Genomic DNA, 26448 nt, shown 5'->3' on the forward strand with positions numbered 1-26448 from the left:
TACGTTCTCAACTCATGGTCACAATGCCCGCGCTGGACGGTGTCGAACACAGGTACGTCGATCTCGGAAACGGCGTGACGATCCATGTCGCGGACGCGGGTCCGGCGAGCGGGCCGGTGGTGATGCTGGTGCACGGTTTCCCGCAGAACTGGTGGGAATGGCGCGAGCTGATCGGGCCGCTGGCCGCCGACGGCTACCGGGTGTTGTGTCCGGACCTGCGCGGCTCGGGCTGGAGTTCGGCACCGCGCTCCAGCTACACCAAGGACGAGATGGCCGACGATCTGGCCGGGGTGCTGGACCGGTTGGGTGTCGCGACGGTCAAGCTGGTGGCCCACGACTGGGGCGGGCCGGTCGCGTTCATCATGATGCTGCGCCACCCGGAAAAGGTGACCGGCTTTTTCGGCGTGAATACCGTTGCGCCGTGGGTGAAGCCGAGTCTGTCGACCCTGCGCAATATCTGGCGGTTCTGGTATCAGATCCCGATTTCGCTGCCGGTCATCGGGCCGCGGGTGATCAGCGATCCCAACTCCCGGTTCGTGCGCATGCTCGGGTCATGGGTTGGTGGCGGTTTCACCCTGCCCGAGGAGGACACGCGCATGTACATCGAGTGCATGCAACAGCCCGGCCACGCGGAGGCCGGTTCGCGGTGGTATCGCAGCTTCCAAACCAAAGAGATGCGCAAATGGATGCGCGGCGAATTCAACGATGCTCGTGTCGATGTGCCCGTCCGCTGGCTGACGGGCACCAAGGATCCGGTGATCACGCCGGATCTCACCGATGGCTATGCCGATCGCATCAAAGATTTCGAGGTCGAACTGGTTGACGGCGTCGGCCATTGGATCGTCGACCAACGCCCCGATCTGGTTCTGGACCGGGTGCGCGCCTTTCTCGCCGAAAAATAAGCCGCCGGAGGGCTTTTCGGCACGCCGCTAGTCGACGCCGATGGTGACTTCCGTCGATTTGATGAACACGGTCGCCGGCTGCCCCACCTTGAGCCCGAGCTCGGTCGCGGCATCCTTGGTGACCGATGACGTGACGACCTGATCGCCACCATCGAGCGTCACCTTCACCACGGCCATCACGGAGCCGAGTTCGACCTCGGTGATCTTTCCCCGGAGCTGGTTTCGAGTCGAGAGCCGCATCGCAGAATCCTCCATGTCGGAACGGGTGGGGGTCTGCGGTGAGCCTAGCCCCCGCCGGGCCGCGGCCGGAATGGCTTGTGACGCCTTCATTTACGGGACGGGACCGACTCAATGCCGCGGGCCGAGCAGGGCTACGGACGCATCCACGGCCGGTTCCACGATTTCTCGGACCGGTTTTCCGTCTTCGACCGCAAGTGCGGTCAGCTCCCGCAGACCGCCCAACAGGATCACCGCCAACGGCGCGGTCAACGGCGGCAGCTTCGCGCGCCGGAACCCCGGACTGGCGCTGAGGTCGATCAGCAGGCTGGTCAACAACTGCAACCCGCGGCGCTGGACCGGGCGCGCGGCCGCACCCAGCGACGGCAACTCACGGATCCAGCTCAACGTGAGGGCCGGCCGGGCCTCGATGTATCCGACATAGGCGTCGACCGCCTGGCGGATCTGTGCGTGCCAATCGGCTTCGGCGTCGACCGATGCCGCGATCTTCGCGCCCAGTTTCTCGATGTCGACGGCCAACAGCTCGAGGAAGCACTCTTCCTTGCCGGCGAAGTGGTCGTAAAAAGTGCGCTTGGACGTGCGTGCGCAGCGGACGACGTCGGCGACCGTGCTGGCGCGATAGCCGCGCTCGGTGATCGAGGTGGCGAGCCCGTCGAGCAGCCGTTGCCGAAACGGATCGATCTCGCCGAGATCGGGGTCGCCATCCGTTGCAGTCATTGCTGAGGTCACGGCCGGGTGCCCCCTTTCGGTTCGATACGGATCTTGTCAGCTTTGGTACTTCAGAGTACCGTACTCGGAAAGGTCTGTGGTACATCGCGGTACCAACCCCGTCCCGGGGCAGATGTTGGGAGCAATGACGCCATGAGTGAAGTAGCCACCGCCCCACCGGCCGCGACCAAGCTGCCGCCGGTCGCGCGAATTCCCAAGGTGGTTCAGGGCATTGGTTTCGCGATGTCGCGGCGTTCGATGATGCGAAGACTGTCGCGCCGGTATGGGAGTGTCGTCGCGTTGCGTCTCCCGATGTGGGGGCGCGTCATTGCCGTTAGTGACCCGGAGTTGGCCAAACAGATCTTCACGACCAGCCCCGACGAGCTCGGCAACATCCAGCCCAATCTGAGCAGGCTGTTCGGCGCCGGGTCGGTGTTTGCGCTCGAGGGCGATGAACACCGCCGCCGCCGGCGGCTGTTGGCGCCGCCGTTTCACGGCAAGAGCATGAAGAACTACGAGAGCATCATCGAAGAGGAGACGCTGCGCGAGATCGCCGGCTGGCAGCAGGGTGAGTCTTTCGCAACGCTGCCGTCGATGATGCGGATCACGTTGAACGCTATCCTTCGTGCGGTCTTCGGGGCCGACGGCGCCGAACTCGACGAGCTGCGCCGGCTCATCCCGCCATGGGTCACCCTGGGCTCGCGTCTGGCTGCGCTGCCGAAGCCGAAAAGAAACTACGGCCGGTTCAGCCCATGGCACCGCCTGGACGAGTGGCGGCGTCAGTACGACAACGTCATCGACACGTTGATCGCGGCCGAGCGGGCGGACCCGAACTTCGCCGAGCGGACCGATGTGCTGGCCCTGCTGCTGCGCAGCACATACGACGACGGTTCAGCCATGTCACACAAGGACATTGGCGACGAGCTCCTCACCCTGCTGGCCGCCGGCCACGAAACCACCGCGTCCACGCTGGCGTGGGCATTCGAGCGGATCAGCCGGCACCCCGATTTGCTGACGGCCCTCGTCGAAGAGGCCGACGGGGCCGGCGAGGAAGGCGGCGCTGAGCTGCGCCAGGCGACGATCCTGGAGGTCCAACGGGCGAGGACGGTGATCGACTTCGCCGGTCGCCACGTTTACCCCGAGACCTATCAACTGGGCGAGTGGCTGATTCCGCGCGGTTATTCGATCATCGTCGGCATCGCACAGCTTCACGACAACCCCGAGCTGTTTCCCGATCCTGGTCGCTTCGACCCGCAGCGCTTCATGGGAACGAAACCGTCGGCGCTGTCCTGGGTTCCGTTCGGTGGCGGGACCCGTCGCTGTGTTGGGGCGGCGTTTGCCAACATGGAAATGGATGTCGTGCTCCGGACGGTGTTGCGCCACTTGACGATTGAGACAACAGATGCGCCCGGCGAGCGGTGGCACTGCCGGGGGGTCGCGTTCACCCCGAAGGACGGCGGGCGGATTGTGGTGCGCCGCCGCTGAATTCGGCGGGGTCCGCTACTGGTTCGAGGCGGCCCGGTGCGGTAGTTTCCAGCCCGGGCGGATGAAGTGGCAGGTGTATCCGTTCGGATAGTGCTGCAGGTAGTCCTGGTGTTCGGGCTCGGCTTCCCAGAAGTCGCCGGCCCGGCTGACCTCGGTCACCACCTTGCCGGGCCACAGGCCGGACGCCTCGACGTCGGCGATGGTGTCCAGCGCGATCCCCTTCTGCTCCTCGTCCAGGTAGAAGATGGCCGACCGGTAACTGGGCCCGCGGTCGTTGCCCTGGCGGTCTTTCGTTGTCGGGTCGTGGATCTGGAAGAAGAATTCGAGGATCGACCGGTAGTCGGTGACCGCCGGGTCGTAGACGATCTCGATCGCTTCGGCGTGCGTGCCGTGGTTGCGGTAGGTCGCGTTGGGGACGTCGCCGCCGGTGTAGCCGACCCGGGTCGACACCACCCCCGGCTGCTTGCGGATCAGTTCCTGCATTCCCCAGAAACACCCGCCGGCGAGAATCGCCTTCTGGTTCGTCATCGCTCGTCCTCCTAACCCGCCACATTGACCGGCCACAATGACGCCCAGGCTACACTCCGCCGATGAGCTGCAATGGTGCCGCGAAATCATGAGCACGCCGAAGTTCTCCCGTAGCGAACTGGCCGAGGCCTTCGAGAAATTCGAAGCGACCGTCGATGCCGCGGCGCAGTCGCAGGACTGGGACGCGTGGGTCCAGCACTACACACCCGACGTCTTGTACATCGAGCACGCCGCGGGCACGATGCATGGCCGCGACGAGGTCCGCGAGTGGATCAGTGCGACGATGGGCAGCTTCCCCGGCAGCCACATGGTCGCGTTCCCGTCGCTGTGGTCGGTGATCGACGAGCCCACGGGACGCATCATCATGGAACTCGACAACCCGATGCGCGATCCCGGCGACGGCACCGTCATCGGCGCGACAAACATCTCGATCATCACCTACGCCGGTGATGGCCTGTGGCGTCAGCAGGAAGACATCTACAACCCGCTGCGCTTCGTGCAGGCCACGTTGAAGTGGTGCCGAAAGGCGCAGGAACTCGGCACCCTCGACGAGGACGCCGCGCGTTTCATGGACCAGTACGGAGGCGCCCAGTGAGCACGAAACCCAAGCTCGTGATCGGCGCCAACGGTTTCCTCGGTTCGCACGTGACTCGCCAGCTCGTGGCCCAGGGCGCAGCGGAGAATTTCGAAGTCCGGGCGATGGTGCGTGCCGGTGCCAACACCCGCGCCATCGACGACCTCGCGGTGACCCGGTTTCACGGCGACGTGTTCGACACCGCCGTGCTGCAGGAGGCCATGGACGGCGTCGATGACGTCTACTACTGCGTCGTCGACACCCGCGCCTGGCTGCGGGACACCTCGCCGCTGTTTCGCACCAACGTCGAAGGCCTGCGTAACGTCCTCGACGTGACCGTCGCGCAACCCGACCTGCACCGGTTCGTCTTCACCAGCACCTACGCGACGGTCGGCCGGCGACACGGGCACGTGGCGACCGAAGAAGACATCGTCGCCACTCGCGGGTTGTCCGACTATGTCCAATCCCGGGTCCAGGCCGAGGATTTGGTGATGCGCTACGTGGCCGAGGCGGGACTGCCCGCCGTGGCGATGTGCGTGTCGACGACCTACGGCAGCGGAGACTGGGGTCGCACCCCACACGGCGCGTTCATCGCCGGCGCCGTGTTCGGCAAGCTGCCCTTCACGATGGACGGCATCGCGCTGGAAGTCGTCGGCGTCACCGACGCCGCAAGGGCCATGCTGTTGGCCGCCGACCGCGGGCGCATCGGCGAGCGGTACCTGATTTCCGAGCGGATGATCGCCCTGACCGAGGTGGTGCGGATCGCGGCCGACGAAGCCGGTGTGCCGCCACCACGACGTTCCATCTCGGTGCCGGTGCTGTACGCCCTCGGCGCGCTGGGCACCCTGCGGGCCCGGCTCACCGGCAAGGACGCCGAACTCAGCCTCGCGTCGGTGCGGATGATGCGTGCCGAGGCGCCCGTTGACCACAGCAAGGCCGTCCGCGAATTGGGTTGGCGGCCGCGCCCCGTCGAGGAATCCATCCGCGAGGCGGCCCGCTTCTGGGCGGCGCTGAAGGGCGCGCAGACCGCGCGAACAGACACACAGGACAGCACCGCCACCCGGGCCGAATAAGCTCGCCGCGTGGACCGCATCCGGCTCGACCTCCACGGACCGCCGCAGACCATGCTGGCCACGTTGTACGCCAAAGCCCTCGACGCGGATTTGCCCAAGCCCATCCTGGGCGACCGCTACGCCAAGGAAGTCGTCGAGCGGATCGACTACGACTGGTCGAAAACGACCATCACGCCCCGCAATTCGACATCGGTGACGACGCGCACGGCCCACTTCGACATCTGGGTCCGCCAATTCCTGGTCGCCCACCCCCGCGCCGTCGTCCTGCACGTCGGGTGCGGACTGGACAGCCGGTACTTCCGGCTCCAACCGGGCCCGCAGGTCCAGTGGTACGACATCGACTACCCCGAAGTCGCCGACCTGTGCACCCGGCTGTACCCGGCGACCGAACACCGCCGCGTCGTCGCCACCGCGGTCACCGACCCGGCCTGGGTGGCCGAGATACCCAATGACCGGCCCACGCTGATGATCGGCGAAGGCCTGACGATGTATCTCGACGAACCGGACGGTGTCGCGCTGCTGCGGCGCGTCGTCGAGCGCTTCCACACCGGCGAGATCCAGTTCGACGCCTTCAACCGGCTGGCCATCAAGTCGCAGTGGATCAACGCAGTGGTGCGCCGCTCCGGCTCGACGCTGCGCTGGGGCATCGACGCGCCCGCCGATATCCTCGCCGCCGTGCCCGGGACCCGGCTGCTGTCCTGGCAGCGGTGGTTCGAATCGGAGACCTTCGCGCGGCTCCCGCCCGTCTATCAAGCGCTGGGCAGGGCCATGTCGGTGGTTCCCGCCGCGGCGAACATGTCTCAGTACCACCGCTACGCGTTCGGTCCGCCCTGACCGGGAAGGGTTGACAGCGCATCGGTGTTGCAAAACCGATAGGCGTCTTTAGGAGGTATCGATCATGGCCCATCGGCAAGTGTTAGAGCCAAACGCCGGACACCCGATCACCATCGAGCCCACGAAGGGGCGGGTTCAGGTACGCGTCAACGGCGAGCTCGTCGCGGACACCAGCGCCGCGCTCGAATTGCGCGAAGCCACAATCCCTGCGGTGCAATACATTCCGATGGCCGATGTGGTACAGGACCGGCTTACCCGCACCGACACCACCACGTATTGCCCGTTCAAGGGCGACGCCAGCTACTACAGCGTGACCACCGGGGCCGGTGACACCGTCGACGACGTGATCTGGACCTACGAGCAGCCGTATCCGGCGGTCGCCGCGATCGCCGGGCATGTCGCGTTCTATCCCAACAAGGCCGAGATCAGCGTCTCGGCTCAGTAGGGGACCCACCCGGGCAGCGCGGACGCTGTCGCCCGGGTATCGCTGTAGAGGCGCATCGAGACGATCAGCCCGTCGTGGGTGTCGAAAATGCACACGAAGGGGCTGTCGTAGGCGATGCCGTCCGACGTCGTGCCGGTGGCGTGTGCCTCCACCACCACCGTCTCTCCCTCGTTGACACAGCGCACCAAGTCGATGACCAGCTCGAGGTCGTGTTTGCGCCGCTCGATCGCGCGCCGGAACGTGTCCTTGTCGCACGGGGTGCGCGTGTACAGCGTCCAAAAGGTGAAGTCGTCGCGCAGCAGCGCGAAACCCTCGTCCAGATCGCCGCCGTCGCTGGTGCTCTGCAGGAACATCCAGGCCAGTTCGCCCTGAGGGTCATCGAACGGCGTCATCACACCGCAATACTGACTGGGGACGGAGTTCACGGTCAATCAGAGCGGTCGGAGAGTCATCAGGTGAAGAGCACGCGCACGGTGGTGTTTCCCGGGGCCGCCAGCTTCGGGCACACGTTGGCGCCGCTTCGCCGTGGCCTCGGGGACCCGTGCTTCCGGGCCCCCGGGGACGGCTCGATCTGGCGGACCAGCCTGCTGCCCACCGGCCCGGTCACGGCGCGGATCAGCCGGGCGGCCCCCAACGCCGCGCACGGTGTGGCGTGGGGCAGCGGCGCGCAGGAGTTCCTCGAAATGCTGCCCGCCATCCTGGGTGTCGAGGACGACGCCTCGGACTTCGTGCCGCGCCATCCCACGGTTGCCGCCGCGCACCAACGGGTCCCGCACCTGCGGCTGAGCCGCACCGGGCTGGTGCTGGAGGCGTTGATCCCGGCGATCATCGAGCAACGGGTGCCCGGTGCCGATGCGTTTCGCTCCTGGCGCGTGCTGGTGACCAAGTACGGGACGCCGGCGCCGGGACCGGCCCCGGAGGGGATGCGGGTGCTGCCGTCGGCGCAGGTGTGGCGAAGCATCCCGTCGTGGGAGTTTCATCGCGCCAACGTCGACCCCAGGCGGGCGCAAACGGTGGTGACCTGCGCGCGGCGTGCCGCCTCGCTGGAGCGGTTGACGTCACGGCCGGCCCCACAGGCGCGCGAGGCGTTGACGTCGTTGCCGGGCGTGGGCGAGTGGACCGCGGCCGAGACGGCGCAACGGGCCTTCGGCGACGCCGACGCCGTGTCGGTGGGCGACTACCACATCCCGAAGATGATCGGCTGGACGTTGCTGGGTGAGCCCGTCGACGACGCGGGCATGCTCGAACTGCTGGAGCCGATGCGGCCGCACCGCCAGCGTGTGGTCCGGTTGCTCGAAGCCAGCGGATTGGCGTACGAACCCCGGCGGGGGCCACGGCTGCCGGTGCAGCAAATCCACTCGCTTTGATCCGCCGCGTTTTTCGCACTCGCCATCGGGTACCCAACAAGACAAATAACGGTGTGGAAAACCCATGTGGAAGGAAGCCAGGAAACAAGCGATGACTCAGTTCACAATTCCCGGATTGACCGACAAGCAGGCGGCGCGGCTCACCGAACTGCTGCAAAAGCAACTGAGCACCTACAACGATCTTCACCTGACGCTCAAGCATATTCACTGGAACGTGGTGGGCCCGAACTTCATTGGTGTGCACGAGATGATCGACCCGCAAGTGGATGCGGTGCGCGCCTTCGCCGATGATGTTGCGGAACGCATTGCCGCACTGGGTTCTTCGCCGCAGGGCACACCGGGCGCCATCATCAAGGACCGCTCCTGGGACGACTATTCGGTCGGCCGCGACACCGTCCAGGCTCACTTGGCCGCGCTCGACCTTGTCTACACCGGCGTGATCGAGGACATCCGCCAATACATCGACGAGACAGACGAACTCGACCAGGTGACCCAGGATCTGTTGATCGGCCAGGCGGGGCAGCTGGAGAAGTTCCAGTGGTTCGTGCGGGCGCACCTGGAAAGCGCCGGCGGAAAGCTGGCGCACGCGGGCAAGAGCACCGAGAAGTCGGCCGCCAAGAGCGCGCGCAGCAAATCCTGACGACCGCGTTCGCGGACGCTCCGGAATAAGTGGACCTCAGTCCGGTTATACGGATAGTCCGCAACATGAGGAGGTCAGATGCCCGCAGTGACGGCCAACACCCTGACATTGCCGCGGGTCCACGGTCCCGGCCCCGCCGACACGGAGCGGCCGGTGCGATCGATCACCACCGGTCCGCGGGGGTATGAGGGCGAGGGGTTCCCGGTCGTCCGGGCTTTCGCCGGGATCAGCAGCGCTGCCCTGGATCCCTTCGTGCACATGGACCAGATGGGTGAGGTCGACTATCAACCGGGAGAGCCCAGGGGGACCGACTGGCACCCCCACCGCGGCTTCGAAACCGTGACCTACATGCTCGACGGCAAATTCGCGCACCAGGATTCGCACGGCGGTGGCGGCCTGATCACCGACGGAGCGACGCAGTGGATGACCGCCGGCTCGGGCATCCTGCACATCGAGACGCCGCCGGCCGAACTGGTCGACAGCGGGGGCCTCTTTCACGGCGTCCAGCTCTGGGTGAACCTGCCGAAGAAGGACAAATTCGCGCCGCCGCGATACCAGGCCATCGAGGGTGGCGACGCGGCGCTGCTCGCGTCCGATGACGGCGGAGCGCTGATCCGCATCATCGCCGGCGAGGTCGACGGCCACCGCGGCCCCGGCGCCACGCACACGCCGATCACCCTCGCGCACGCGACGGTGGAGAACGGCGCCCGACTCGATATTCCATGGCGCCGCGACTTCAACGCGCTCGTGTACGTGTTGTCGGGCAGCGGATACGTCGGCCCGGTCGCCCACCCGATCCACCAGGGGCAGTTAGCCGTCCTGGGGCCCGGCGATCGGATCACCGTCGGCGCCCAGCGGGACCGGGATTCGGGCCACGCAACCGCCATTGATGCGCTGCTTCTCGGCGGTCGGCCCATTCGCGAGCCGATATTCCACTACGGACCTTTCGTGATGAACACTCGCGCGGAATTGATCGAGGCGCTCGACGACTACCGAGCCGGAAGATTTGGCAGTATTCCGCCAAATGCGCTAGTGCCCCACCACGGCGGTGGCACACTTTAGCAATGCTTCCACGGGGGAATCGCAGGCCGGGGCGTCCGCCTGCAGCAAAGGCTGACGAGACCCGGAAGCGGATCGTCCAAGCTGCGCGTCTCGTGTTCAGCGAACGCGGTTACGACGGCGCGACCTTCCAGGCCATCGCGGCGCGCGCCGACCTGACCCGGCCGGCGATTAACCACTATTTTTCCAGCAAGCGGGCGCTCTATCGGGAGGTTCTGGACGAGACCAACAAATTCGTCATCGGGGCCGGTATCAAACAAGCCGAAGGTGAGACCACGCTCGCGGCGCAGTTGACGGCATTCATCTCCGAAGCGACGAGAGCTAATTCTGAGAATCCCGCCGGGTCCGCCTTTCTAATCAGCGGCGCCCTTGAGTCGCAACGCCATCCGGAGTTGATCGGAATCGAAAACGATTCCGTACGGCTTGCCCGGGAATTTCTGTTGCGTGTCGTCAATGAGGCGATCGAGCGCGGCGAGATCGTCACGGACATCGAAGCTTCGGCGTTGGTCGAGGCACTGCTCGTGTTGGTCTGCGGGGTGGGTCTGTACGCGGGCTACGTGGAGAGCCCGGAAAACTTGCTGGCCCTCACCGGACTGATGCGCCGGCTTCTGGAAGGCGCGCTCCGGCCGCCCGAGTGAAGTTGCCCACTAAGCGTATAGGCTAACTAACTTATTCCGGTACCATGGTCGGGATATGACTGACCTGGATGCCTCGATACCGCCTTCCGTGCGGTCTGCCGGCGACAGCTGGTCCATCACCGAACTCGTCGGCGCCACCGCGCTGGGCGTCGCCGCGTCGCGCGCGGCCGAAACCGCCGGGACCGATCCGCTGATTCGCGACGAGTTCGCCCGTCTGCTGGTGTCGTCGGCCGGTCCGGCGTGGGCACGGCTGGCCGACCCGGAGCTGACCTGGCTCGACGATGATCCGCACGGGCGGCGCTCGCATCGGACCGGCATCGACTACCAGGCCGTGCGCACCCACTTCTTCGACGAGTATTTCGAGGGCGCGGTCCGTTCCGGGATTCGGCAAGCGGTGATCCTGGCCGCCGGGCTGGACTCGAGGGCCTACCGGCTGAACTGGCCCACCGGCGCCACGGTCTACGAGATCGACCAGCCCAAGGTGCTGGAGTACAAGGCCGGAATCCTGCAACGGCACGGTGCCGTGCCCACGGCCATCCGCCATCCCGTCCCGGTGGACCTGCGTGAGGATTGGCCCGCGGCCCTGACCGCCGCCGGTTTCGACCGCACGCAACCGACCGCCTGGCTGGCCGAAGGACTGCTGCCGTACCTGCCCAGCGACGCGCAGGACCGGCTCTTCGAGATGTTCACCGCGCTCAGCGCGCCCGGCAGCCAGGTCGCGATCGAGGTGTTCGGCATCAACTCGCGGAGCAACTCGCAGCGCTGGTTGCGGATGCGGGAGCGGCTCGGTCTGGATGTCAACGTCCAGGCGCTGACCTACCACGAGCCGGACCGCTCGGATGCCGCCGCGTGGCTGACCGACCACGGCTGGCAGGTGCACAGCGTGAACAACCGCGACGAGATGGCTCGCCTGGGCCGCCCGGTACCCGACGATCTTTCCGACGAGGCGGTGCGCAGCACGTTGCTGCGGGCGCGCCTCGGCGCGACCACCGCCTGACTTCGCCTTTCACCCAACCCGAGGAGCAAGACCATGAGCTCACTGCGCACCCACGACGACACCTGGGACATCAAGAGCAGCGTCGGCACCACCGCCGTGATGGTGGCCGCCGCCCGGGCCATCGAGACCGAACAGCCCGACGCGCTGATCCGCGACCCCTACGCCCGATTGCTCGTCAACAACGCCGGTGCCGAGGTCTTATGGGAAGCCATGCTCGACCCGGACGTCGTGGCCAAGATCGAAGCCATCGATGAAGAATCCGCCGCTCGGATCCAGCACATGCGTGGCTACCAGGCGGTGCGGACCCACTTCTTCGACGAGTACTTCGCTGACGCCGTCGCCACCGGGATCCGGCAGGTGGTCATCCTCGCGTCGGGGCTGGACTCGCGGGCGTACCGCCTCGACTGGCCGGCCGGCACCACCGTTTACGAGATCGACCAGCCCCAGGTGCTGGACTACAAAACCACCACGCTGGCCGAAAGCGGCGCCACGCCTTCGGCCGATCGCCGCGAGGTGGCGATCGACCTGCGGGAAGACTGGCCCGCGGCCCTGACTGCCGCCGGATTCGACCGCACGCAACCGACCGCCTGGCTGGCCGAGGGATTGCTGATGTACCTACCCGCCGAGGCGCAGGACAAGTTGTTCACCCAGATCTGCGAGCTGAGTCCGGCGGGCAGCCGGGTCTCCGCCGAGACCGCACCGATGCACGCCGAGGAGCGGCGCCAGCAGATGCGGGAACGGTTCAAGAAGGTGGCCGACCAGCTCGGCTTGGAGGAGACCGTCGACGTCGGCGAGCTGATGTACCGCGACGAGCATCGCGCGAACCTCGCCGACTGGCTCAACGACCACGGCTGGCGCGCCACCGCGCAGAACTCGATCGACGAGATGCACCGCCTGAACCGCGGGGTGCAAAGTTCTGAGCTGGACGAAGACAGGGACGCCTTCTCCGACTTCGTCATCGCCGAGCGCCTGTAGTGGCGCGCACCGCGGACGACTCCTGGGACATCGCCACCGGCGTCGGGGCGACCGCGGTGATGGTCGCGCTGGCCCGTGCCGCCGAGACCGCCAGCGCCGATCCGCTCATCCAGGATCGATTCGCCGAACCGCTCGTTTCCACACCCGAGCTCGAGGGAGTCCGTGAGCAGGTCGCCGCGTGGTGGGCGGGCGATCCGGATGACGACTCCGAGGACGGCGCCCCGAACGCCGCCTACATGATCAACTACCAGGCCGTGCGCACCCACTTCTTCGACGCGTACTTCGCCGACGCCACCCAAACCTCTGGCGCCGGTATCCGGCAGGTCGTGATTTTGGCCGCCGGCCTGGATTCGCGCGCCTACCGGCTCGACTGGCCGGCCGGCACCGTCGTGTACGAGATCGATCTGCCCAGGGTGCTCGAGTACAAGAGCGACACGCTCGCCAACCACGGCGCCGCACCTACCGCCGACCGCCGGCCGGTGCCCGTCGACCTGCGCCACGACTGGCCGCAGGCATTGCGCGACAACGGCTTTGACACCGGACAGCCGACCGCGTGGCTCGCCGAAGGGCTGCTGCCCTTCCTTCCTGCGTCGGCACAGGAGGCCCTGTTCGCCTCGATCGACGCGCTGAGCGGATCGGGCAGCCGGGTGGCCGTTGAAAACTTCGGGGTGGACGCTGATAAGCGCCGCGAGGCCGAACAGCGGTGGCACGAACTGCGGGCCAGGCGCGAAGCGCGCGGTCTGGACACCTCCTTCAACCCGTTTGATCTCTGGTTCTCTGACGAAGGCCGCCCCGACTGCGCTGAGTGGTTCACCGCCCACGGCTGGACCACGAGCACGGTGAGTGCGCGCGATGAGGGGCTGCGACTGGGCCGAACCCCCCAGCCGGAAGACCGGCCGTTCGCGAACAGCTTCGTGACGGCAGCCAAGCCCTGAGCGATCAGGCCCGACCGCACTCGACGCCGTAGACACCTAGCGCGTACACCCTTGGCTCGCGGCCGCGGTTACCGGGATTTCGCCAGGTCATCGGGGACAATGATGACTCATTATGGGCAGCTGCGGGTCTGATCACTCACCCCGCTGGGTGCTGCTGAAAGGCCGGCTCGTCGCCAGCATCGCTTCGGCTTTCGTCATGGCCATCACCGGCATCGGCTGGACGGGCTACCACACCGCCCTGGGCAGAATCATCATTTCCCACGCCCTGCCGAACGGGGCGGCATCGCTCGGCGACAACCAGAACATCCTGCTGATGGGCCTGGACAGCCGATTGGACCAGAATGGCCGGCCGCTACCGCAGGAGATCTACGAGGCGTTGCACGCCGGCGACGAAACCTCGGGTGGTTACAACGCCAATGTCCTTATCGTCGTGCATATTTCGGACCGCGACGGGCCGGTCACCGCGGTATCGATCCCCCGCGACGACTACGCCGAGTTGCCGGGCTGCCCGGGCTCGGTCTGCACGGGCAAGATCAAGCAGGCCTACGGGCTGGCCTATCAGCAGTCGTTGAACGCGCAGGCCGCCGGGAATTCGGGGGGCGCGGGAGCAACCGATTTGGCGGCCCGCGAGCAGACCGCCCGCGAGGCCGGACGCACGGCCGAAATCAGCGCCGTCAACGATTTCCTGGGTATTTCGGTGGACCACTTCGTCGAGGTCACGTTGGGCGCCTTCTTCCAGATCGCCAAGGCCGTGGAACCAATCACGGTGTGCCTCAACGGCGATACGCACGACAGCTATTCGGGTGCGGATTTCCACCAAGGGGTTCAGCGCATCGATGCGGCGGAGGCGATGGCGTTCGTGCGGCAGCGGCGCGACGAAAACGACGGCTCTTTCACCGATTTCGACCGGACACGCCGTCAGCAGGCGTTCCTGGTGTCGTTGGTCCAAGCGGCGCGCAGCGGCGGTGTGCTGTCCAGCATGAGCGGGCTGCGCAAGATCCTTCAGGTCGCCCGTGACAACGTCGCCGTCGACGCCGGGCTGGACCTCGGCCAGCTCGCCTCGCGCGCCTCGCGATTGAGCGAGCGGCCGCTGTCGCTCTACACCCTGCCGATCTCGGGCTTCGGCAAGGACCCGAACGGATCCGACATCAACCTCGTCGACCTTCCCGAAATCCGGCGCATCGTCAACGAGCGCTTCATGTCGGACGCACCGGGCGCCCTCGACGCCGCGTCACCAACCGCCCAGCCGCCCGCGGTGGCCGAACCCGTCATTCTCGACGTCGTCAACGCCAGCTCGCGCGACGGACTCGCGGCCGCGCTGGAGGAGGCCTTCGCCGGCCGCGGCTTCACCCGGGGCAGCACCACGACCGCCACCGCCCCGGCCGACGACAGCACGATCGAATACGGCCCCGGGGCCGGTGCGGGCGCACAGGTCCTGGCTGAGCAACTGCACGTACCAGCGACTGCCGAAGTCACCGTGGCCTCCGGAACCGTGCGGCTGACTGTGGGAGCGCGGTTTCCCGCCGCGGACTATCTCGCCAACCCCGGCGCGGCCGGCGGCTCGTCGGCGTCCGGGCAGGTGAGTGCCGTCGCCGCCACCGGCACCGGCGACCGCGCTCCCGCACCGACCAACCTCAGCCAGATGACGGCGTCGAGCGTCCCCTGCGTCAAGTAACCGTTCGGGCCGGATCCTTCCTACTGCTCTCCCAACCGGATGGTTAGTATCGCGGTTATCACCGATGAGCGGCCGCCACGCGGCGGAACTCTGCTCGGGAAGGACAATGATGACCACCGAATCGGTTGCATCGAAGACATCGCCCGCCAAGGACTCCACGAACGGGACCGCACCGGTCGACATCCCCGCCACGGTTGCGCGTCTTCGTCAGACCTTCGCCACCGGACGCACCCGCGACGTCGAATGGCGCAAGCAGCAGTTGCTGCAGCTGGTGAAGCTGATGGAAGAGAACGAGGGCGCCATCGCGTCCGCCCTCGCCGAAGACCTGGACCGCAGCCCCTTCGAGGCCTTCATCGCCGACATCGCGACGACCGCCGGCGAGGCGAAGTTCGCGGCCAAAAAGGTTCGCCGGTGGACGAAACGCAGATACCAGTTGCTCGAGATGCCGCAGCTGCCGGGCCGCGGCTGGATCGAGTACGAACCGTACGGCACCGTGCTGATCATCGGCGCGTGGAACTACCCGTTCTACCTGACCTTGGGTCCGGCCGTCGGCGCGATCGCCGCGGGCAATGCCGTCATCCTCAAGCCGTCGGAAATCGCCGCTTCCTCCGCGCATTTGATGGCGGAGCTGGTGCCGAAATATCTCGACAACGACGCGATCGCCGTCGTCGAGGGTGACGGCGCGACCAGCCAGGAGCTGATCGGGCAGGGTCTGGACCGCGTGCTGTTCACCGGGGGCACCGAGATCGGCCGCAAGGTCTACGAGGGCGCGGCCCCGCACCTGACACCGTGCACCCTGGAGCTCGGCGGCAAGAGCCCGGTGATCGTGGCGGCCGACGCCGACGTGGAGGTGGCGGCCAAGCGCATCGCCTGGATGAAACTGCTGAACGCCGGGCAGACGTGCGTCGCACCCGATTATGTGTTGGCGGACGCCACGATCCGCGACGAGCTGGTGAGCAAGATCGGCGCCGCCATCGCGAAGTTCACGGCGGACAAGCCCGACGGCATGCGGATCGTCAACCAGCGACAGTTCGACCGGATCAGCAGCTACCTGTCCGGCGGGGACGGCAACGTCGTCGTTGGCGGGGCGTGCGACGCGTCGAGCCTGCGCATCCAGCCCGCCGTCGTGGTGGACCCCGACCCGGACGGCCCGCTGATGCAAAACGAGATCTTCGGGCCGGTGCTGCCGGTGGTCACCGTCAAAAACCTGGACGAGGCAATACGTTTCGTGAACTCACGACCCAAGCCATTGTCGGCCTACCTGTTCACCAAGCGTCGTGAGACCCGCGAGCGGGTGATCAAGGAGGTGCCGGCCGGCGGCATGCTGGTCAACCACCTCGCCTTCCAGGTGTCGACGGCCAAGCTGCCGTTCGGCGGCGTCGGCGCGTCGGGCATGGGTGCCTACCACGGCAAGTTCGGCTTCGAAGAGTTCAGTCACCGCAAGTCGGTGCTGACCAAGCCCACCCGGCCCGACCTGTCGAGCTTCATCTACCCGCCCTACACCGATCGCGCCATGAAGATGGCCCGCCGGATGTTCTAGGCATCGTTTTCCGCACCAAATTACTTGCTGGACAGAATTTTTCACATCAGAGAGGAAACTTATGCCCGGAGTGCAGGATCGTGTCATCGTCGTCACCGGAGCCGGTGGGGGACTGGGGCGTGAGTACGCCCTGGCCCTTGCCAAAGAGGGTGCCAGCGTCATCGTCAATGACCTCGGTGGAGCGCGCGACGGCACCGGCGCCGGCCACAACATGGCCGACGATGTCGTCAAGGAGATCAAGGACGCCGGTGGCCGGGCGGCCGCCAACTACGACAGCGTCGCCGAGCCCGAGGGCGCCGAGAAAATCATCAAGACCGCGCTCGACGAATTCGGCAAGGTCGACGGCGTGGTGAGCAACGCCGGGATCCTGCGCGACGGCACCTTTCACAAGATGACGTTCGAGAACTGGGACGCCGTGCTCAAGGTGCACCTCTACGGTGGGTACAACGTCATCCGCGCCGCGTGGCCGCACTTCCGTGAGCAGAGCTTCGGCCGTGTCGTCGTCGCCACCTCCACCAGCGGGCTGTTCGGCAACTTCGGGCAGGCCAACTACGGCGCCGCCAAACTCGGCCTGGTCGGCCTGATCAACACGCTGGCCCAGGAGGGCGCCAAGTACAACATCAAGACCAACGCGGTCGCGCCGATCGCCGCCACCCGGATGACGCAGGACATCCTGCCGCCGGAGGTCTTCGAGAAGCTCACCCCGGAGTACGTCGCCCCGGTGGTGGCCTACCTGATGACCGAGGAGTTGACCGACACCGACTCGGTGTTCATCGTCGGCGGCGGCAAGGTGCAGCGCACCGCGCTGTTCCAGAACGCCGGCATCACCTTCGACAGCGTGCCGTCGGTCGAAGACATCGCCGCCAAGTGGGGCCAGATCACCGATCTGTCCGCGGCCCAGCAGGCCAACTTCAAGCTGGGCTGAGCCCGGCGGGCGACTCAGGCCAGGAGCTCTGCGCGGAGCCGGTCCACCTCAGCTTCGGTGACACCGGCATCGCGCAGATACGCGTCCAGTGACCCGAATTCCTGGTCGATGGTGTGGCGTGCCGCGTCCAGGTACTCCGGGCGCACACCGAGGACACCGTCGGCCAGCCGGGCCTTGGTGAACGTGAGGACCTCCGGGGTCAATTCGGTGTCGGAGCGCTGCTGGATCATCTCGTAGATGTGGTCGCGCAGTTGGGGTACCGCGGCGTTGCTGCGCAGGTAGTCGGCGACGATCGTGTCGCGATCGACGTCGAGCACTTCCAGCACCGTGGCGATCACGAAACCGGTGCGGTCCTTGCCCGCGAAGCAGTGCGTGAGCACCGAACGCCCGCAAGCCAGCATCGAGAAAACTTGTCGCACAGCGCGTTGCGCCCCGTTGCGGATCGGGAACTGCCGGTACTCGTCGATCATGTGCCGGACCGCGGCTTCGTTGACTTCTTCGTCGGACTGATCGGCATCACCCTGGAACAGGCGCCGAAACGCCGTCTCGTGGGGGGCTGCATCTTCTGGGTCGTCGCTTCGCGCCTCGTCGCCGAGATCAGGTAGGGGGAGCCGGTGGATTTCGACGCCGTTGGGAACCAAACCAGGACCACGTCTTGCGACTTCCTGGTTCGCGCGCAGGTCGGCGACGTCGGTGATGCCCAACTCGCTCAGTGTGGCGCGGCCTCCGTCATCGAGCCGGCTCAGCTCACCGGAGCGGAACAGCCGCCCCGGCCGAATCGCCGGTGCACCGTCGGCGACGTCGCGAAAGTTCCACGCGCCGGACAGTTCTCGCAGCGCCTCAGTCATCCGGGGTCACCGCTGCGGCGAACGGGGACTGCTCGCGGCCGATCTCGGTGCGCGCGATCGTGCGCATGTGCACCTCGTCGGGTCCGTCGAAGATCCGCATGGCGCGGTGCCAGCCGTACAGGCGGGCCAGCACCGTGTCGTCGCTGACGCCGGCGGCGCCGTGTACCTGGATCGCACGGTCGATGACATCGCACGCCACCTGCGGCGCCACCGCCTTGATCTGCGACACCAACAGGTGGGCGGCCTTGTTGCCATGCAGGTCGATGGTCCACGCCGCCTTTTCGCAGAGCAGCCTGGCTTGGTCGATTTCGTTGCGCGACTTGGCAATCGCTTGCTGCACCAGACCTTGGTCCGCCAGCGGACGGCCGAACGCGATGCGGTTGTTTGCGCGGTGCACCATCAGCGCCAGCGCGCGTTCGGCCCCGCCGAGCGCCCGCATGCAGTGGTGGATGCGGCCCGGGCCGAGCCGGGCCTGAGCGATCGCGAAGCCGCCGCCTTCCTCGCCGAGCAGGTTGGTGGCCGGCACCCGGACGTTGTCGTAGATGATCTCGCAGTGCCCATGCTGGTCCTGCCAGCCGAACACCGACGTCGAGCGCACCACCGTCACGCCAGGAGTGTCCATCGGCACCAGCACCATCGACTGCTGCTGGTGACTGGCCGCTTCGGGGTTGGTGCGGCCCATCACGATCAGGATCTTGCAGCGCGGGTCGGCCGCGCCCGAGGTCCACCACTTACGCCCGTTGATCACGTAGTCGGCGCCGTCGCGAACGATGGACGTCTGGATGTTGCGGGCGTCGCTGCTGGCGACGGCCGGCTCGGTCATCGAAAACGCGCTGCGGATCTCGCCGGCCAGCAACGGCTCCAGCCACTGCTTGCGCTGCTCCTCGGTGGCGAACAGGTGCAGGGTCTCCATGTTCCCGGTGTCCGGCGCCGCACAGTTGACCGCCTCGGGGGCGAGCTCCAGGCTCCAGCCGGTCAGCTCGGCCAGCGGGGCGTATTCGAGGTTGGTCAACCCCGACTCGGCCGGCAGGAACAGGTTCCACAGGCCGCGCTCCTTGGCCTTGGCTTTGAGTTCCTCGATGACCGGGGGAACGGTGTGGTCGCCTGCGCCGGCCTCGTGGCGGTAGTTGTCGTAGGCGGCCTCAGCCGGAAAGACAAACTCAGTCATGAAGTCGGACAACCGCTTGTGGTAGTCGGTGGCCTTGGCCGACATCGCGAAGTCCATGCCCGTCACGATAGGACACGTGTCGAGTCGCCGAGTTTCCGGTCGCCGGCGCAACGCTGAATCGACGGTGAAGACACCCGGCCGGGGCTGATTTTTCGGCCGCGCTGCGCTCCCGGCCGCGCTGCGCGCACGATGGACGTCATGACCGACAGCTCGCAAGCCCGCCCCCCGTTCCCGCCGTTCACGCGGGAAACCGCGATCCAAAAGGTGCAGGCGGCGGAGGATGCCTGGAACACCCGAGATCCCGAGCGCGTCAGCCTGGCCTACACGGTCGATTCGCAGTGGCGAAACCGGGGCGAGCGCGTCGTGGGCCGCGACGAGATCGTGGCGTTTTTGACCCGCAAGTGGCAGCGCGAACTCGATTACGCGCTGCGCAAGGTTCTTTGGGACTTTCACGACAACCGGATCGCCGTGCGGTTCCAATACGAATGCCACGACCAGTCCGGCCAGTGGTACCGCAGTTATGGCAACGAGTTGTGGGAGTTCACCGAGTCGGGGCTGATGGCGCGCCGCGAAGCCAGCATCAACGACGTGCCGATCGACGAGTCGCAGCGACGCTACTTCGGCCCCCGCCCGTCGTCCGAACACGGCCACGACATCCCGCTCTGGTAGCCCCTCTGACAGGCCGGGCGCAACAACGCGCTCTTGTGACGTCACAACGCGGCAGGCGCTACTGCATCGCGGTGCCGCGGCGAACCATCGACCCGGAGTCGATTGCCGACGGCCGGGGTATCCCGCTGTGGGCGATCACCCATCCATGGTGAAACCTGGTTAAGGTAGCGAAGCGCGCGGCCGAGCCGGCGCCACGCCCATCGGCAGGACAGTACGGAAAAGTACGGAAAGTAGATGCACGCGCCATGACAGATGCGCAGACCAACGCGGTCAAGGTAGGAGTGGTCGCCGAGTCCGGGACCGACGAGCGGCGGGTCGCGCTGGTGCCGAAGGCGGTGGCGTCGCTGGTGGGCAGCGGCGTGGCGGTCGTGGTCGAGTCCGGCGCGGGTGAGCGGGCGCTGCTGCCCGACGCGCTCTACACCGAGGCCGGCGCCACCATCGGCGATGCGTGGGCCGCCGAGGTCGTGGTCAAGGTCGCGCCGCCGACCGCGGACGAGGTCGGCAAGCTACACAGCGGGCAGACGCTGATCGGCTTCCTCGCGCCACGCAATGCCGAGAACTCGATCGGTGCTCTGAAGCAGGCGGGTGTGCAGGCGTTCGCGCTGGAGGCCATCCCGCGGATCTCGCGGGCGCAGGCCATGGATGCGTTGTCCTCGCAGGGCAACGTGTCCGGCTACAAGGCCGTCCTGCTGGCGGCCTCGGAGTCGACCCGGTTCTTCCCGATGCTGACGACGGCCGCCGGAACGGTCAAGCCGGCCACGGTGCTGGTGCTCGGGGTCGGCGTGGCCGGGCTGCAGGCGCTGGCGACGGCCAAGCGGCTGGGTGCGCGCACCACCGGTTACGACGTGCGGCCCGAAGTCGCCGACCAGGTGCGCTCGGTGGGCGCGCAGTGGCTCGACATCGGTATTGACGCGGCCGGCGAGGGCGGGTATGCCCGGGAGCTGACCGACGAGGAACGCGCGCAGCAGCAGCAGGCACTGGAAAAGGCCATCAGCGGCTTCGACGTCGTGATCACCACGGCGCTGGTACCGGGCCGCCCGGCGCCGCGGCTGGTGACCGCCGCGGCGGTGGAGGCGATGAAGCCCGGGAGCGTGGTGGTGGATCTGGCCGGGGAGACCGGCGGCAACTGCGAGCTCACCGAACCCGGCAAGACGGTCGTCAAGCACGACGTCACGATCGCCTCGCCGTTGAACCTGCCGGCGACGATGCCCGAGCACGCCTCCGAGCTCTACAGCAAGAACATCACCGCGCTGCTGGACCTGTTGCTCACCGACGGCAAGCTGGCGCCGGATTTCGACGACGAGGTCGTCGCCGAGTCGTGTGTGACCCGCGACCATGCACAGAAGGATTCCTAGATGTACGACGAACTGTTGGCCAACGTGGCGATCCTGGTGCTGTCCGGGTTCGTCGGCTTCGCGGTCATCTCCAAGGTGCCCAACACGCTGCACACGCCGCTGATGTCGGGCACCAACGCCATTCACGGGATCGTGGTGCTGGGCGCGCTGGTGGTGTTCGGCTCGGTCGAGCACCCCTCGCTGGCGGTGCAGATCATCCTGTTCGTCGCGGTGGTGTTCGGCACCTTGAACGTCATCGGCGGGTTCATCGTCACCGACCGGATGCTGGGCATGTTCAAGGGCAAGAAGAAACCGGTCGCCGCCGGAACATCGGGTGCCGCCGCGAGTGAGGAGCCGGCCGCCAAATGAACTACTTGGTAATCGGCCTCTACATCATTTCTTTCGCCCTCTTCATCTACGGCCTGATGGGCCTGACCGGGCCCAAAACGGCGGTGCGGGGCAACCTGATCGCCGCGGTGGGGATGGCCATCGCGGTGGCGGCGACCCTGGTCAAGATCCGCCACACCGACCAATGGGTGCTGATCATCGCGGGTCTGGTGGTGGGCGTCGTGCTCGGTGTCCCGCCGGCGCGCTACACCAAGATGACGGCCATGCCGCAGCTGGTGGCGTTCTTCAACGGCGTCGGCGGTGGCACGGTCGCGCTGATCGCGCTGTCGGAATTCATTGAGACCGACGGGTTTTCGGCCTTCCAGCACGGGGAGTCGCCGACCGTGCACATCGTGGTGGCGTCGTTGTTCGCGGCGATCATCGGGTCGATCTCGTTCTGGGGTTCGACCATCGCGTTCGGCAAGCTGCAGGAGATCATCTCGGGCGCACCGATCGGATTCGGGCGGGCCCAACAGCCGGTCAACCTGCTGCTGCTGGCCGCCGCCGTCGTCGCCGCCGTCGTGATCGGCGTCCACGCCCATCCCGGCACCGGCGGGGCCCCGCTGTGGTGGATGATCGGGCTGCTCGCCGCGGCCGGCGTGCTGGGTCTGATGGTGGTGCTGCCCATCGGTGGCGCCGACATGCCGGTGGTCATCTCGCTGCTCAACGCGATGACCGGGCTGTCGGCCGCCGCGGCGGGTCTGGCGTTGAACAACACCGCGATGATCGTGGCGGGCATGATCGTCGGCGCGTCCGGCTCGATCCTGACCAACCTGATGGCCAAGGCGATGAACCGCTCGATCCCGGCGATCGTCGCGGGCGGCTTCGGCGGTGGCGGGATCGCCCCGAGCGGCGACGCCGGGGGAGACAAGACGGTCAAGGCCACCTCGGCCGCGGACGCCGCGATCCAGATGGCCTACGCCAACCAGGTGATCGTGGTGCCGGGCTATGGCCTGGCCGTCGCGCAGGCGCAGCATGCCGTGAAGGACATGGCGGCCCTGCTGGAAGACAAAGGCGTGGAGGTCAAGTACGCCATCCACCCGGTCGCCGGCCGGATGCCCGGGCACATGAACGTGTTGCTGGCCGAGGCCGAGGTCGACTACGACGCCATGAAGGACATGGACGACATCAACGACGAGTTCGCGCGCACCGACGTCGCGATCGTCATCGGCGCCAACGACGTCACCAACCCGGCGGCCCGCAACGACGCGTCCAGCCCGATCTATGGCATGCCGATCCTCAACGTGGACAAGGCCAGGTCGGTGATCGTGCTGAAGCGGTCGATGAACTCCGGGTTCGCGGGCATCGACAACCCGCTGTTCTACGGAGAGGGCACCAGCATGCTGTTCGGCGACGCGAAGAAATCGGTGACCGCAGTCGCCGAGGAGCTCAAGGCGTTGTAGCCATCGTGGTGATCGCAAGCGCAGCGGAGCTGGGCGCGGCGGGTCACCACGAAAAAGATGGGGTCAGACGGGCGGGTAGGCCGGCGGCGGGTATCCGTTGCCGTCCGTGACACCGCGCAAACCCCAGGTGAGGTACCGCATGAAGAACTCGATCTCGTCGCTTCCGTCGTAATCCGGACTCGGATCCATCGGTCCCACCTCTCGAATCTCGTTCGATGAGGAGTCTAGTCGCATGCCCGTCGACGTGACACCCGGCGTTTTTGCTTAAACTGTCCAACCAGTTGATTGATAGTTATTCTTGGCCGAAGCGGGCCTGGCCTGCCCGGACCGACGATAGTGAGAACAGATGCCCACCGACAGCATCACGCCCAATGGGCAAACGCGGCGCGAAGAGCTGCTGGCCGTCGCCACCAAGCTGTTCGCGGCGCGGGGCTATCACGGCACCCGGATGGATGATGTGGCCGACGTGATCGGCCTGAACAAGGCGACCGTCTATCACTATTACGCCAGCAAGTCGCTGATTCTGTTCGACATCTACCGGCAGGCCGCCGAGGGCACGTTGGCCGCCGTGCACGACGATCCGTCCTGGACGGCGCGCGAGGCGCTCTACCAGTACACCGTCCGCTTGCTCACCGGCATCGCCAGCGATCCCGAGCGCGCCGCGGTGTACTTCCAGGAGCAGCCCTACATCGCCGAGTGGTTCACCAGCGAGCAGGTCGCCGAGGTGCGCGAGAAGGAAGCGCAGGTCTACCACCACGTGCACGGCCTGATCGACCGCGGCATCGCCAGCGGCGAGTTCTACCAGTGCGACTCGCACGTGCTGGCGCTGGGCTACATCGGCATGACGCTGGGCAGCTACCGCTGGCTGCGGCCGAGCGGACGACGCTCGGCCAAGGAGATCGCCGCCGAGTTCAGCACCGCGCTGCTGCGCGGACTGATCCGCGACGAGGGGATCCGCACGACGTCGCCGCTCGGACCCTAGGAGCCCGCACCCTTCAGGTGCTTGTCGAGGAAGCCGAGCTGGTCGGTGACCGCACGCTCGAACGCGTCGTCGACGTAGATCGCGAAATGACCCTCGGGATACAGCTTGACCTCACCGCGCGGCGCTTTTGCCGCGTGGCGCAGCGTGGCCGCCGCGGGAGCCACCGAGTCAGCCTCGCACACGCAGAACAGGATCGGGCAGGAGATCTTCGGCGTCAGGCGTCCCGGGCGATAGGTGAAGACCTGCAACGCGATTCGCGCGGCGACCTCGTTGCGTAAGTCAACCCCGTCGGGCACCAGGCGCAGGTAGCCCGCATACGCGTCGGGTGTGTTCATCAACGCGACCTCGCCGGGCGGGCCCGCCGTGGCGACCATCACCGGCGGCCTGCCCCGCTTACTCGCGAGCACGTCGCGCACCGCCCGCGCGGTGATGCGCGCGGTGATCGACGGGTTGGTGACGGTGCGTGCCGACGCTATGCCGTCGGTGAAGGGGCACTGGGCCACGGCCGCGGCGATGCCCGGCAGCCGCGCCGCCGTCGCGATCACATGCCCGCCGCCAAACGAGGTGCCCCACAATGCGATTCGGTCGGGGTCGACCCCCGGGATAGTGCGGGCGTATTCGACGGCCGACGCCCAGTCGGCGAGTTGCATGCCGACGTCGAGGACCTGACGCGGCCGGCCCGCGCTGTCACCGAAATTGCGGTAGTCGAACACCAGGCAGGCGTAGCCGGCCGCACTGAAGCGTTCGGCGTACGCGTCCAGCCGCATCGTTCGCACCGCGCCCAGGCCGTGCGCCATCACCAGCAGCGGCGCGGGCCGACCGCCCGGCGGCCGGTAGAGCCAGGCGCTGATCAGGTCGTCGCCCGACGGGAACTGAATGTCTTCGCGTGGTGTCATCAGCGATTGATTCTGCCCCCGCCGGTCACGGCCAGTCCGGCAGGTATGCGCGCCCAAATTAATGGACTAGTGTCTAGAAAAGTTTTGAGCGCTCAACGGACGGAGACTGTCATGGCGATCCGCGTCGCGCACGTCGGTACCGGAAATGTCGGTGGGCTGGCCCTGGCCGAACTGATCACCAACCCGCAGTTCGAACTGACCGGGGTATGCGTCTCCACCCCGGAGAAGGTGGGCAAGGACGCGGGCGAACTGTGCGGCGTCGGCCTGGACGCCGGAGTGGTCACCGGCGTCGCGGCCGTCGCTGACCTGGACGCCATCATCGCCGCCAAGCCCGAGTGCGTCGTCTACTGCGCGATGGGCGACACCCGGCTGCCCGAGGCGATGGCCGATGTCATGCGCATCCTGGCCGCCGGCATCAACGTCGTCGGGTCCTCGCCGGGGCTGCTGCAGTTCCCGTGGGGTGTGATGCCCGACAAGTACATCGCCCGCGTAGAAGACACTGCCCGCCAAGGTAATTCGAGCATCTTCATCAGCGGTGTCGACCCGGGATTCGCCAACGACCTGATCCCGTTCGCGCTCGCCGGGACGTGTCAGCGCATCGAGCAGGTGCGCTGCATGGAGATTCACGACTACGCGTCGTACAGCGGGACCGAGGTCATGGACTACATGGGATTCGCCAAGCCCATGGACGAAATCCCGATGCTGCTGCAGCCGGGAATCCTCAGCATCGCCTGGGGAACCGCCATCCGTCAGCTGGCCGCCGGCCTGGGCATCGAGGTCGACGAGATCACCGAGTCCTACCAGCGCGAGCCCGCACCCGAGGATTTCGACATCGCGGTCGGCCGCGTCGCCAAGGGCACCGTCGCCGTGCTGCAGTTCGAGATCCGCGGCATGGTCAAGGGCCACCCCGCCATCGTCATCGAGCACGTCACCCGCCTGCGGCCCGACCTGCGGCCCGACCTGCCCCAGCCCGCCGCGGGCGACGGCTCCTACCGCGTCGAGATCACCGGCGAGCCCTCCTATGCGGTCGACATCATTCCGAGTAGCCGCAAGGGCGACCACAACCACGCCGCGATCGCCGGCGCCGCGGGTCGCGTCGTCAACGCCATCCCGGCGGTGATCGCGGCGCCGCCCGGCATCCGGACCACGCTCGACCTGCCGCTGGTCACCGGAAGAGGCCTTTACGCACCAAGCACTTTGGTGACCACTTAAATCGAAAGGAGA

General features: G+C 66.9%; 30 protein-coding genes. 22 read left to right on the forward strand and 8 right to left on the reverse strand.

Annotation, left to right across the window (positions count from 1 at the left end; all coding sequences use genetic code 11):
- Window positions 1–14: 14 nt before the first annotated feature.
- Window positions 15–902, forward strand: a complete 888-nt coding sequence (locus A5775_RS18095; protein WP_067255358.1) for an alpha/beta fold hydrolase — start codon at window positions 15–17, stop codon at window positions 900–902.
- 27 nt (window positions 903–929) lie between these two features.
- Here the strand turns inward: A5775_RS18095 and A5775_RS18100 are convergent, their stop codons facing one another.
- Window positions 930–1142: a molybdopterin-binding protein gene (locus A5775_RS18100; RefSeq protein ID WP_067255498.1), complete on the reverse strand. Its 213-nt coding sequence runs from the start codon at window positions 1140–1142 to the stop codon at window positions 930–932.
- 108 nt (window positions 1143–1250) lie between these two features.
- On the reverse strand, window positions 1251–1856 hold the full coding sequence (locus A5775_RS18105; protein WP_067255359.1) for a TetR/AcrR family transcriptional regulator: 606 nt from the start codon (window positions 1854–1856) through the stop codon (window positions 1251–1253).
- Window positions 1857–2000: 144 nt separating this feature from the next.
- Here A5775_RS18105 and A5775_RS18110 point away from each other — a divergent pair, with 144 nt between their 5' ends.
- The gene (locus A5775_RS18110; protein ID WP_067255361.1) at window positions 2001–3332 is read left to right on the forward strand and encodes a cytochrome P450; all 1332 of its coding nucleotides are present in this window, start codon (window positions 2001–2003) and stop codon (window positions 3330–3332) included.
- A gap of 15 nt (window positions 3333–3347) precedes the next feature.
- On the opposite strand, the gene msrA is transcribed toward A5775_RS18110, so the two are convergent.
- Window positions 3348–3860 carry a peptide-methionine (S)-S-oxide reductase MsrA gene (gene msrA / locus A5775_RS18115; RefSeq protein ID WP_067255363.1) on the reverse strand — a complete coding sequence of 171 codons (513 nt, stop codon included), beginning with the start codon at window positions 3858–3860 and terminating at the stop codon, window positions 3348–3350.
- An 88-nt stretch (window positions 3861–3948) separates the two neighbouring features.
- Here msrA and A5775_RS18120 point away from each other — a divergent pair, with 88 nt between their 5' ends.
- From A5775_RS18120 to A5775_RS18135, 4 genes are all read left to right on the forward strand, one after another.
- Window positions 3949–4455 (forward strand): nuclear transport factor 2 family protein, encoded by a 507-nt coding sequence (locus A5775_RS18120; protein WP_067255500.1) that lies wholly within the window; start codon window positions 3949–3951, stop codon window positions 4453–4455.
- Window positions 4452–5507, forward strand: coding sequence for an NAD-dependent epimerase/dehydratase family protein (locus A5775_RS18125; RefSeq protein WP_067255366.1), 1056 nt, complete (start codon window positions 4452–4454; stop codon window positions 5505–5507). Before A5775_RS18120 ends, A5775_RS18125 begins: the two co-directional genes overlap by 4 nt.
- A gap of 18 nt (window positions 5508–5525) precedes the next feature.
- Window positions 5526–6341 carry a class I SAM-dependent methyltransferase gene (locus A5775_RS18130; protein ID WP_067255508.1) on the forward strand — a complete coding sequence of 272 codons (816 nt, stop codon included), beginning with the start codon at window positions 5526–5528 and terminating at the stop codon, window positions 6339–6341.
- A gap of 64 nt (window positions 6342–6405) precedes the next feature.
- Window positions 6406–6786: a DUF427 domain-containing protein gene (locus tag A5775_RS18135; RefSeq protein WP_067255368.1), complete on the forward strand. Its 381-nt coding sequence runs from the start codon at window positions 6406–6408 to the stop codon at window positions 6784–6786.
- Here the strand turns inward: A5775_RS18135 and A5775_RS18140 are convergent.
- Window positions 6780–7178: a nuclear transport factor 2 family protein gene (locus tag A5775_RS18140; RefSeq protein WP_067255371.1), complete on the reverse strand. Its 399-nt coding sequence runs from the start codon at window positions 7176–7178 to the stop codon at window positions 6780–6782. The genes A5775_RS18135 and A5775_RS18140 overlap by 7 nt on opposite strands.
- A gap of 63 nt (window positions 7179–7241) precedes the next feature.
- Between A5775_RS18140 and A5775_RS18145 the strand changes: the two genes are divergently transcribed.
- From A5775_RS18145 to A5775_RS18190, 10 genes are all read left to right on the forward strand, one after another.
- Window positions 7242–8153 (forward strand): DNA-3-methyladenine glycosylase, encoded by a 912-nt coding sequence (locus A5775_RS18145; protein WP_067255374.1) that lies wholly within the window; start codon window positions 7242–7244, stop codon window positions 8151–8153.
- Between the two features lie 91 nt (window positions 8154–8244).
- Window positions 8245–8793 (forward strand): Dps family protein, encoded by a 549-nt coding sequence (locus tag A5775_RS18150; protein WP_067255510.1) that lies wholly within the window; start codon window positions 8245–8247, stop codon window positions 8791–8793.
- Window positions 8794–8871: 78 nt separating this feature from the next.
- Entirely contained in the window at window positions 8872–9855 is a 984-nt protein-coding gene (locus A5775_RS18155) for a pirin family protein (RefSeq protein ID WP_067255376.1), read from the forward strand.
- A gap of 2 nt (window positions 9856–9857) precedes the next feature.
- Window positions 9858–10490: a TetR/AcrR family transcriptional regulator gene (locus tag A5775_RS18160; protein ID WP_067255378.1), complete on the forward strand. Its 633-nt coding sequence runs from the start codon at window positions 9858–9860 to the stop codon at window positions 10488–10490.
- A gap of 55 nt (window positions 10491–10545) precedes the next feature.
- Window positions 10546–11487, forward strand: a complete 942-nt coding sequence (locus A5775_RS18165) for a class I SAM-dependent methyltransferase (protein ID WP_067255387.1) — start codon at window positions 10546–10548, stop codon at window positions 11485–11487.
- A gap of 33 nt (window positions 11488–11520) precedes the next feature.
- Window positions 11521–12462, forward strand: coding sequence for a class I SAM-dependent methyltransferase (locus tag A5775_RS18170; RefSeq protein ID WP_067255390.1), 942 nt, complete (start codon window positions 11521–11523; stop codon window positions 12460–12462).
- Between the two features lie 59 nt (window positions 12463–12521).
- The gene (locus A5775_RS18175; RefSeq protein WP_231995209.1) at window positions 12522–13397 is read left to right on the forward strand and encodes an SAM-dependent methyltransferase; all 876 of its coding nucleotides are present in this window, start codon (window positions 12522–12524) and stop codon (window positions 13395–13397) included.
- A gap of 112 nt (window positions 13398–13509) precedes the next feature.
- Window positions 13510–15072, forward strand: a complete 1563-nt coding sequence (locus A5775_RS18180; RefSeq protein ID WP_067255395.1) for an LCP family protein — start codon at window positions 13510–13512, stop codon at window positions 15070–15072.
- A 106-nt stretch (window positions 15073–15178) separates the two neighbouring features.
- Window positions 15179–16612 carry an aldehyde dehydrogenase family protein gene (locus A5775_RS18185; RefSeq protein WP_067255397.1) on the forward strand — a complete coding sequence of 478 codons (1434 nt, stop codon included), beginning with the start codon at window positions 15179–15181 and terminating at the stop codon, window positions 16610–16612.
- A gap of 61 nt (window positions 16613–16673) precedes the next feature.
- Entirely contained in the window at window positions 16674–17537 is an 864-nt protein-coding gene (locus A5775_RS18190) for an SDR family oxidoreductase (RefSeq protein WP_067255399.1), read from the forward strand.
- A gap of 14 nt (window positions 17538–17551) precedes the next feature.
- Here the strand turns inward: A5775_RS18190 and A5775_RS18195 are convergent, their stop codons facing one another.
- Together A5775_RS18195 and A5775_RS18200 are read right to left on the reverse strand one after the other, a co-directional pair.
- Complete coding sequence (locus A5775_RS18195; RefSeq protein WP_067255401.1) at window positions 17552–18385, reverse strand: tyrosine-protein phosphatase; 834 nt, start codon at window positions 18383–18385, stop codon at window positions 17552–17554.
- The gene (locus A5775_RS18200) at window positions 18378–19598 is read right to left on the reverse strand and encodes an acyl-CoA dehydrogenase family protein (RefSeq protein WP_067255512.1); all 1221 of its coding nucleotides are present in this window, start codon (window positions 19596–19598) and stop codon (window positions 18378–18380) included. The genes A5775_RS18195 and A5775_RS18200 overlap by 8 nt, the downstream gene beginning before the upstream one ends.
- 153 nt (window positions 19599–19751) lie before the next feature.
- On the opposite strand from A5775_RS18200, the gene A5775_RS18205 reads away from it, so the two are divergent.
- From A5775_RS18205 to A5775_RS18220, 4 genes are all read left to right on the forward strand, one after another.
- A complete protein-coding gene (locus tag A5775_RS18205) occupies window positions 19752–20222 on the forward strand; it encodes a nuclear transport factor 2 family protein (RefSeq protein ID WP_067255515.1) in 471 nt (156 codons plus the stop codon).
- Window positions 20223–20467: 245 nt separating this feature from the next.
- Entirely contained in the window at window positions 20468–21577 is a 1110-nt protein-coding gene (locus tag A5775_RS18210) for a Re/Si-specific NAD(P)(+) transhydrogenase subunit alpha (protein ID WP_067255403.1), read from the forward strand.
- Window positions 21578–21925 carry an NAD(P) transhydrogenase subunit alpha gene (locus tag A5775_RS18215; RefSeq protein WP_067255405.1) on the forward strand — a complete coding sequence of 116 codons (348 nt, stop codon included), beginning with the start codon at window positions 21578–21580 and terminating at the stop codon, window positions 21923–21925.
- Complete coding sequence (locus A5775_RS18220; RefSeq protein WP_067255417.1) at window positions 21922–23346, forward strand: NAD(P)(+) transhydrogenase (Re/Si-specific) subunit beta; 1425 nt, start codon at window positions 21922–21924, stop codon at window positions 23344–23346. The genes A5775_RS18215 and A5775_RS18220 overlap by 4 nt, the downstream gene beginning before the upstream one ends.
- A gap of 63 nt (window positions 23347–23409) precedes the next feature.
- Here A5775_RS18220 and A5775_RS25530 read toward each other — a convergent pair whose 3' ends face one another.
- Entirely contained in the window at window positions 23410–23535 is a 126-nt protein-coding gene (locus tag A5775_RS25530; RefSeq protein ID WP_003874194.1) for a hypothetical protein, read from the reverse strand.
- Window positions 23536–23692: 157 nt separating this feature from the next.
- Here A5775_RS25530 and A5775_RS18225 point away from each other — a divergent pair, with 157 nt between their 5' ends.
- Entirely contained in the window at window positions 23693–24328 is a 636-nt protein-coding gene (locus A5775_RS18225) for a TetR/AcrR family transcriptional regulator (RefSeq protein ID WP_067255418.1), read from the forward strand.
- Here A5775_RS18225 and A5775_RS18230 read toward each other — a convergent pair.
- The gene (locus tag A5775_RS18230) at window positions 24325–25224 is read right to left on the reverse strand and encodes an alpha/beta hydrolase (protein WP_067255421.1); all 900 of its coding nucleotides are present in this window, start codon (window positions 25222–25224) and stop codon (window positions 24325–24327) included. The genes A5775_RS18225 and A5775_RS18230 overlap by 4 nt on opposite strands.
- A gap of 111 nt (window positions 25225–25335) precedes the next feature.
- Between A5775_RS18230 and A5775_RS18235 the strand changes: the two genes are divergently transcribed.
- Window positions 25336–26436, forward strand: coding sequence for a diacylglycerol kinase (locus A5775_RS18235; protein WP_067255423.1), 1101 nt, complete (start codon window positions 25336–25338; stop codon window positions 26434–26436).
- The last annotated feature ends 12 nt before the right edge of the window (window positions 26437–26448 follow it).

The sequence above is a fragment of the Mycobacterium sp. 852002-10029_SCH5224772 genome, from assembly GCF_001667315.1.
GTDB lineage: Bacteria > Actinomycetota > Actinomycetes > Mycobacteriales > Mycobacteriaceae > Mycobacterium.

What these genes read in the sequence shown, in the direction of transcription:
- A5775_RS18205 (WP_067255515.1), top strand. Translation starts at nt 19,752, where the DNA reads ATGACCGACAGCTCGCAAGCCCGCCCCCCGTTCCCGCCGTTCACGCGG.
- A5775_RS18155 (WP_067255376.1), top strand. Translation starts at nt 8,872, where the DNA reads ATGCCCGCAGTGACGGCCAACACCCTGACATTGCCGCGGGTCCACGGT.
- A5775_RS18200 (WP_067255512.1), bottom strand. Translation starts at nt 19,598, where the DNA reads ATGTCGGCCAAGGCCACCGACTACCACAAGCGGTTGTCCGACTTCATG.
- A5775_RS18150 (WP_067255510.1), top strand. Translation starts at nt 8,245, where the DNA reads ATGACTCAGTTCACAATTCCCGGATTGACCGACAAGCAGGCGGCGCGG.
- A5775_RS18210 (WP_067255403.1), top strand. Translation starts at nt 20,468, where the DNA reads ATGACAGATGCGCAGACCAACGCGGTCAAGGTAGGAGTGGTCGCCGAG.
- A5775_RS18105 (WP_067255359.1), bottom strand. Translation starts at nt 1,856, where the DNA reads ATGACTGCAACGGATGGCGACCCCGATCTCGGCGAGATCGATCCGTTT.
- A5775_RS18230 (WP_067255421.1), bottom strand. Translation starts at nt 25,224, where the DNA reads ATGACACCACGCGAAGACATTCAGTTCCCGTCGGGCGACGACCTGATC.
- A5775_RS18095 (WP_067255358.1), top strand. Translation starts at nt 15, where the DNA reads ATGGTCACAATGCCCGCGCTGGACGGTGTCGAACACAGGTACGTCGAT.
- A5775_RS18195 (WP_067255401.1), bottom strand. Translation starts at nt 18,385, where the DNA reads ATGACTGAGGCGCTGCGAGAACTGTCCGGCGCGTGGAACTTTCGCGAC.
- A5775_RS18225 (WP_067255418.1), top strand. Translation starts at nt 23,693, where the DNA reads ATGCCCACCGACAGCATCACGCCCAATGGGCAAACGCGGCGCGAAGAG.
- msrA (WP_067255363.1), bottom strand. Translation starts at nt 3,860, where the DNA reads ATGACGAACCAGAAGGCGATTCTCGCCGGCGGGTGTTTCTGGGGAATG.
- A5775_RS18185 (WP_067255397.1), top strand. Translation starts at nt 15,179, where the DNA reads ATGATGACCACCGAATCGGTTGCATCGAAGACATCGCCCGCCAAGGAC.
- A5775_RS18135 (WP_067255368.1), top strand. Translation starts at nt 6,406, where the DNA reads ATGGCCCATCGGCAAGTGTTAGAGCCAAACGCCGGACACCCGATCACC.
- A5775_RS18100 (WP_067255498.1), bottom strand. Translation starts at nt 1,142, where the DNA reads ATGCGGCTCTCGACTCGAAACCAGCTCCGGGGAAAGATCACCGAGGTC.
- A5775_RS18220 (WP_067255417.1), top strand. Translation starts at nt 21,922, where the DNA reads ATGAACTACTTGGTAATCGGCCTCTACATCATTTCTTTCGCCCTCTTC.
- A5775_RS18180 (WP_067255395.1), top strand. Translation starts at nt 13,510, where the DNA reads ATGGGCAGCTGCGGGTCTGATCACTCACCCCGCTGGGTGCTGCTGAAA.
- A5775_RS18235 (WP_067255423.1), top strand. Translation starts at nt 25,336, where the DNA reads ATGGCGATCCGCGTCGCGCACGTCGGTACCGGAAATGTCGGTGGGCTG.
- A5775_RS18175 (WP_231995209.1), top strand. Translation starts at nt 12,522, where the DNA reads ATGGTCGCGCTGGCCCGTGCCGCCGAGACCGCCAGCGCCGATCCGCTC.
- A5775_RS18160 (WP_067255378.1), top strand. Translation starts at nt 9,858, where the DNA reads ATGCTTCCACGGGGGAATCGCAGGCCGGGGCGTCCGCCTGCAGCAAAG.
- A5775_RS18215 (WP_067255405.1), top strand. Translation starts at nt 21,578, where the DNA reads ATGTACGACGAACTGTTGGCCAACGTGGCGATCCTGGTGCTGTCCGGG.
- A5775_RS18110 (WP_067255361.1), top strand. Translation starts at nt 2,001, where the DNA reads ATGAGTGAAGTAGCCACCGCCCCACCGGCCGCGACCAAGCTGCCGCCG.
- A5775_RS18120 (WP_067255500.1), top strand. Translation starts at nt 3,949, where the DNA reads ATGAGCACGCCGAAGTTCTCCCGTAGCGAACTGGCCGAGGCCTTCGAG.
- A5775_RS18165 (WP_067255387.1), top strand. Translation starts at nt 10,546, where the DNA reads ATGACTGACCTGGATGCCTCGATACCGCCTTCCGTGCGGTCTGCCGGC.
- A5775_RS18190 (WP_067255399.1), top strand. Translation starts at nt 16,674, where the DNA reads ATGCCCGGAGTGCAGGATCGTGTCATCGTCGTCACCGGAGCCGGTGGG.
- A5775_RS25530 (WP_003874194.1), bottom strand. Translation starts at nt 23,535, where the DNA reads ATGGATCCGAGTCCGGATTACGACGGAAGCGACGAGATCGAGTTCTTC.
- A5775_RS18170 (WP_067255390.1), top strand. Translation starts at nt 11,521, where the DNA reads ATGAGCTCACTGCGCACCCACGACGACACCTGGGACATCAAGAGCAGC.
- A5775_RS18140 (WP_067255371.1), bottom strand. Translation starts at nt 7,178, where the DNA reads ATGACGCCGTTCGATGACCCTCAGGGCGAACTGGCCTGGATGTTCCTG.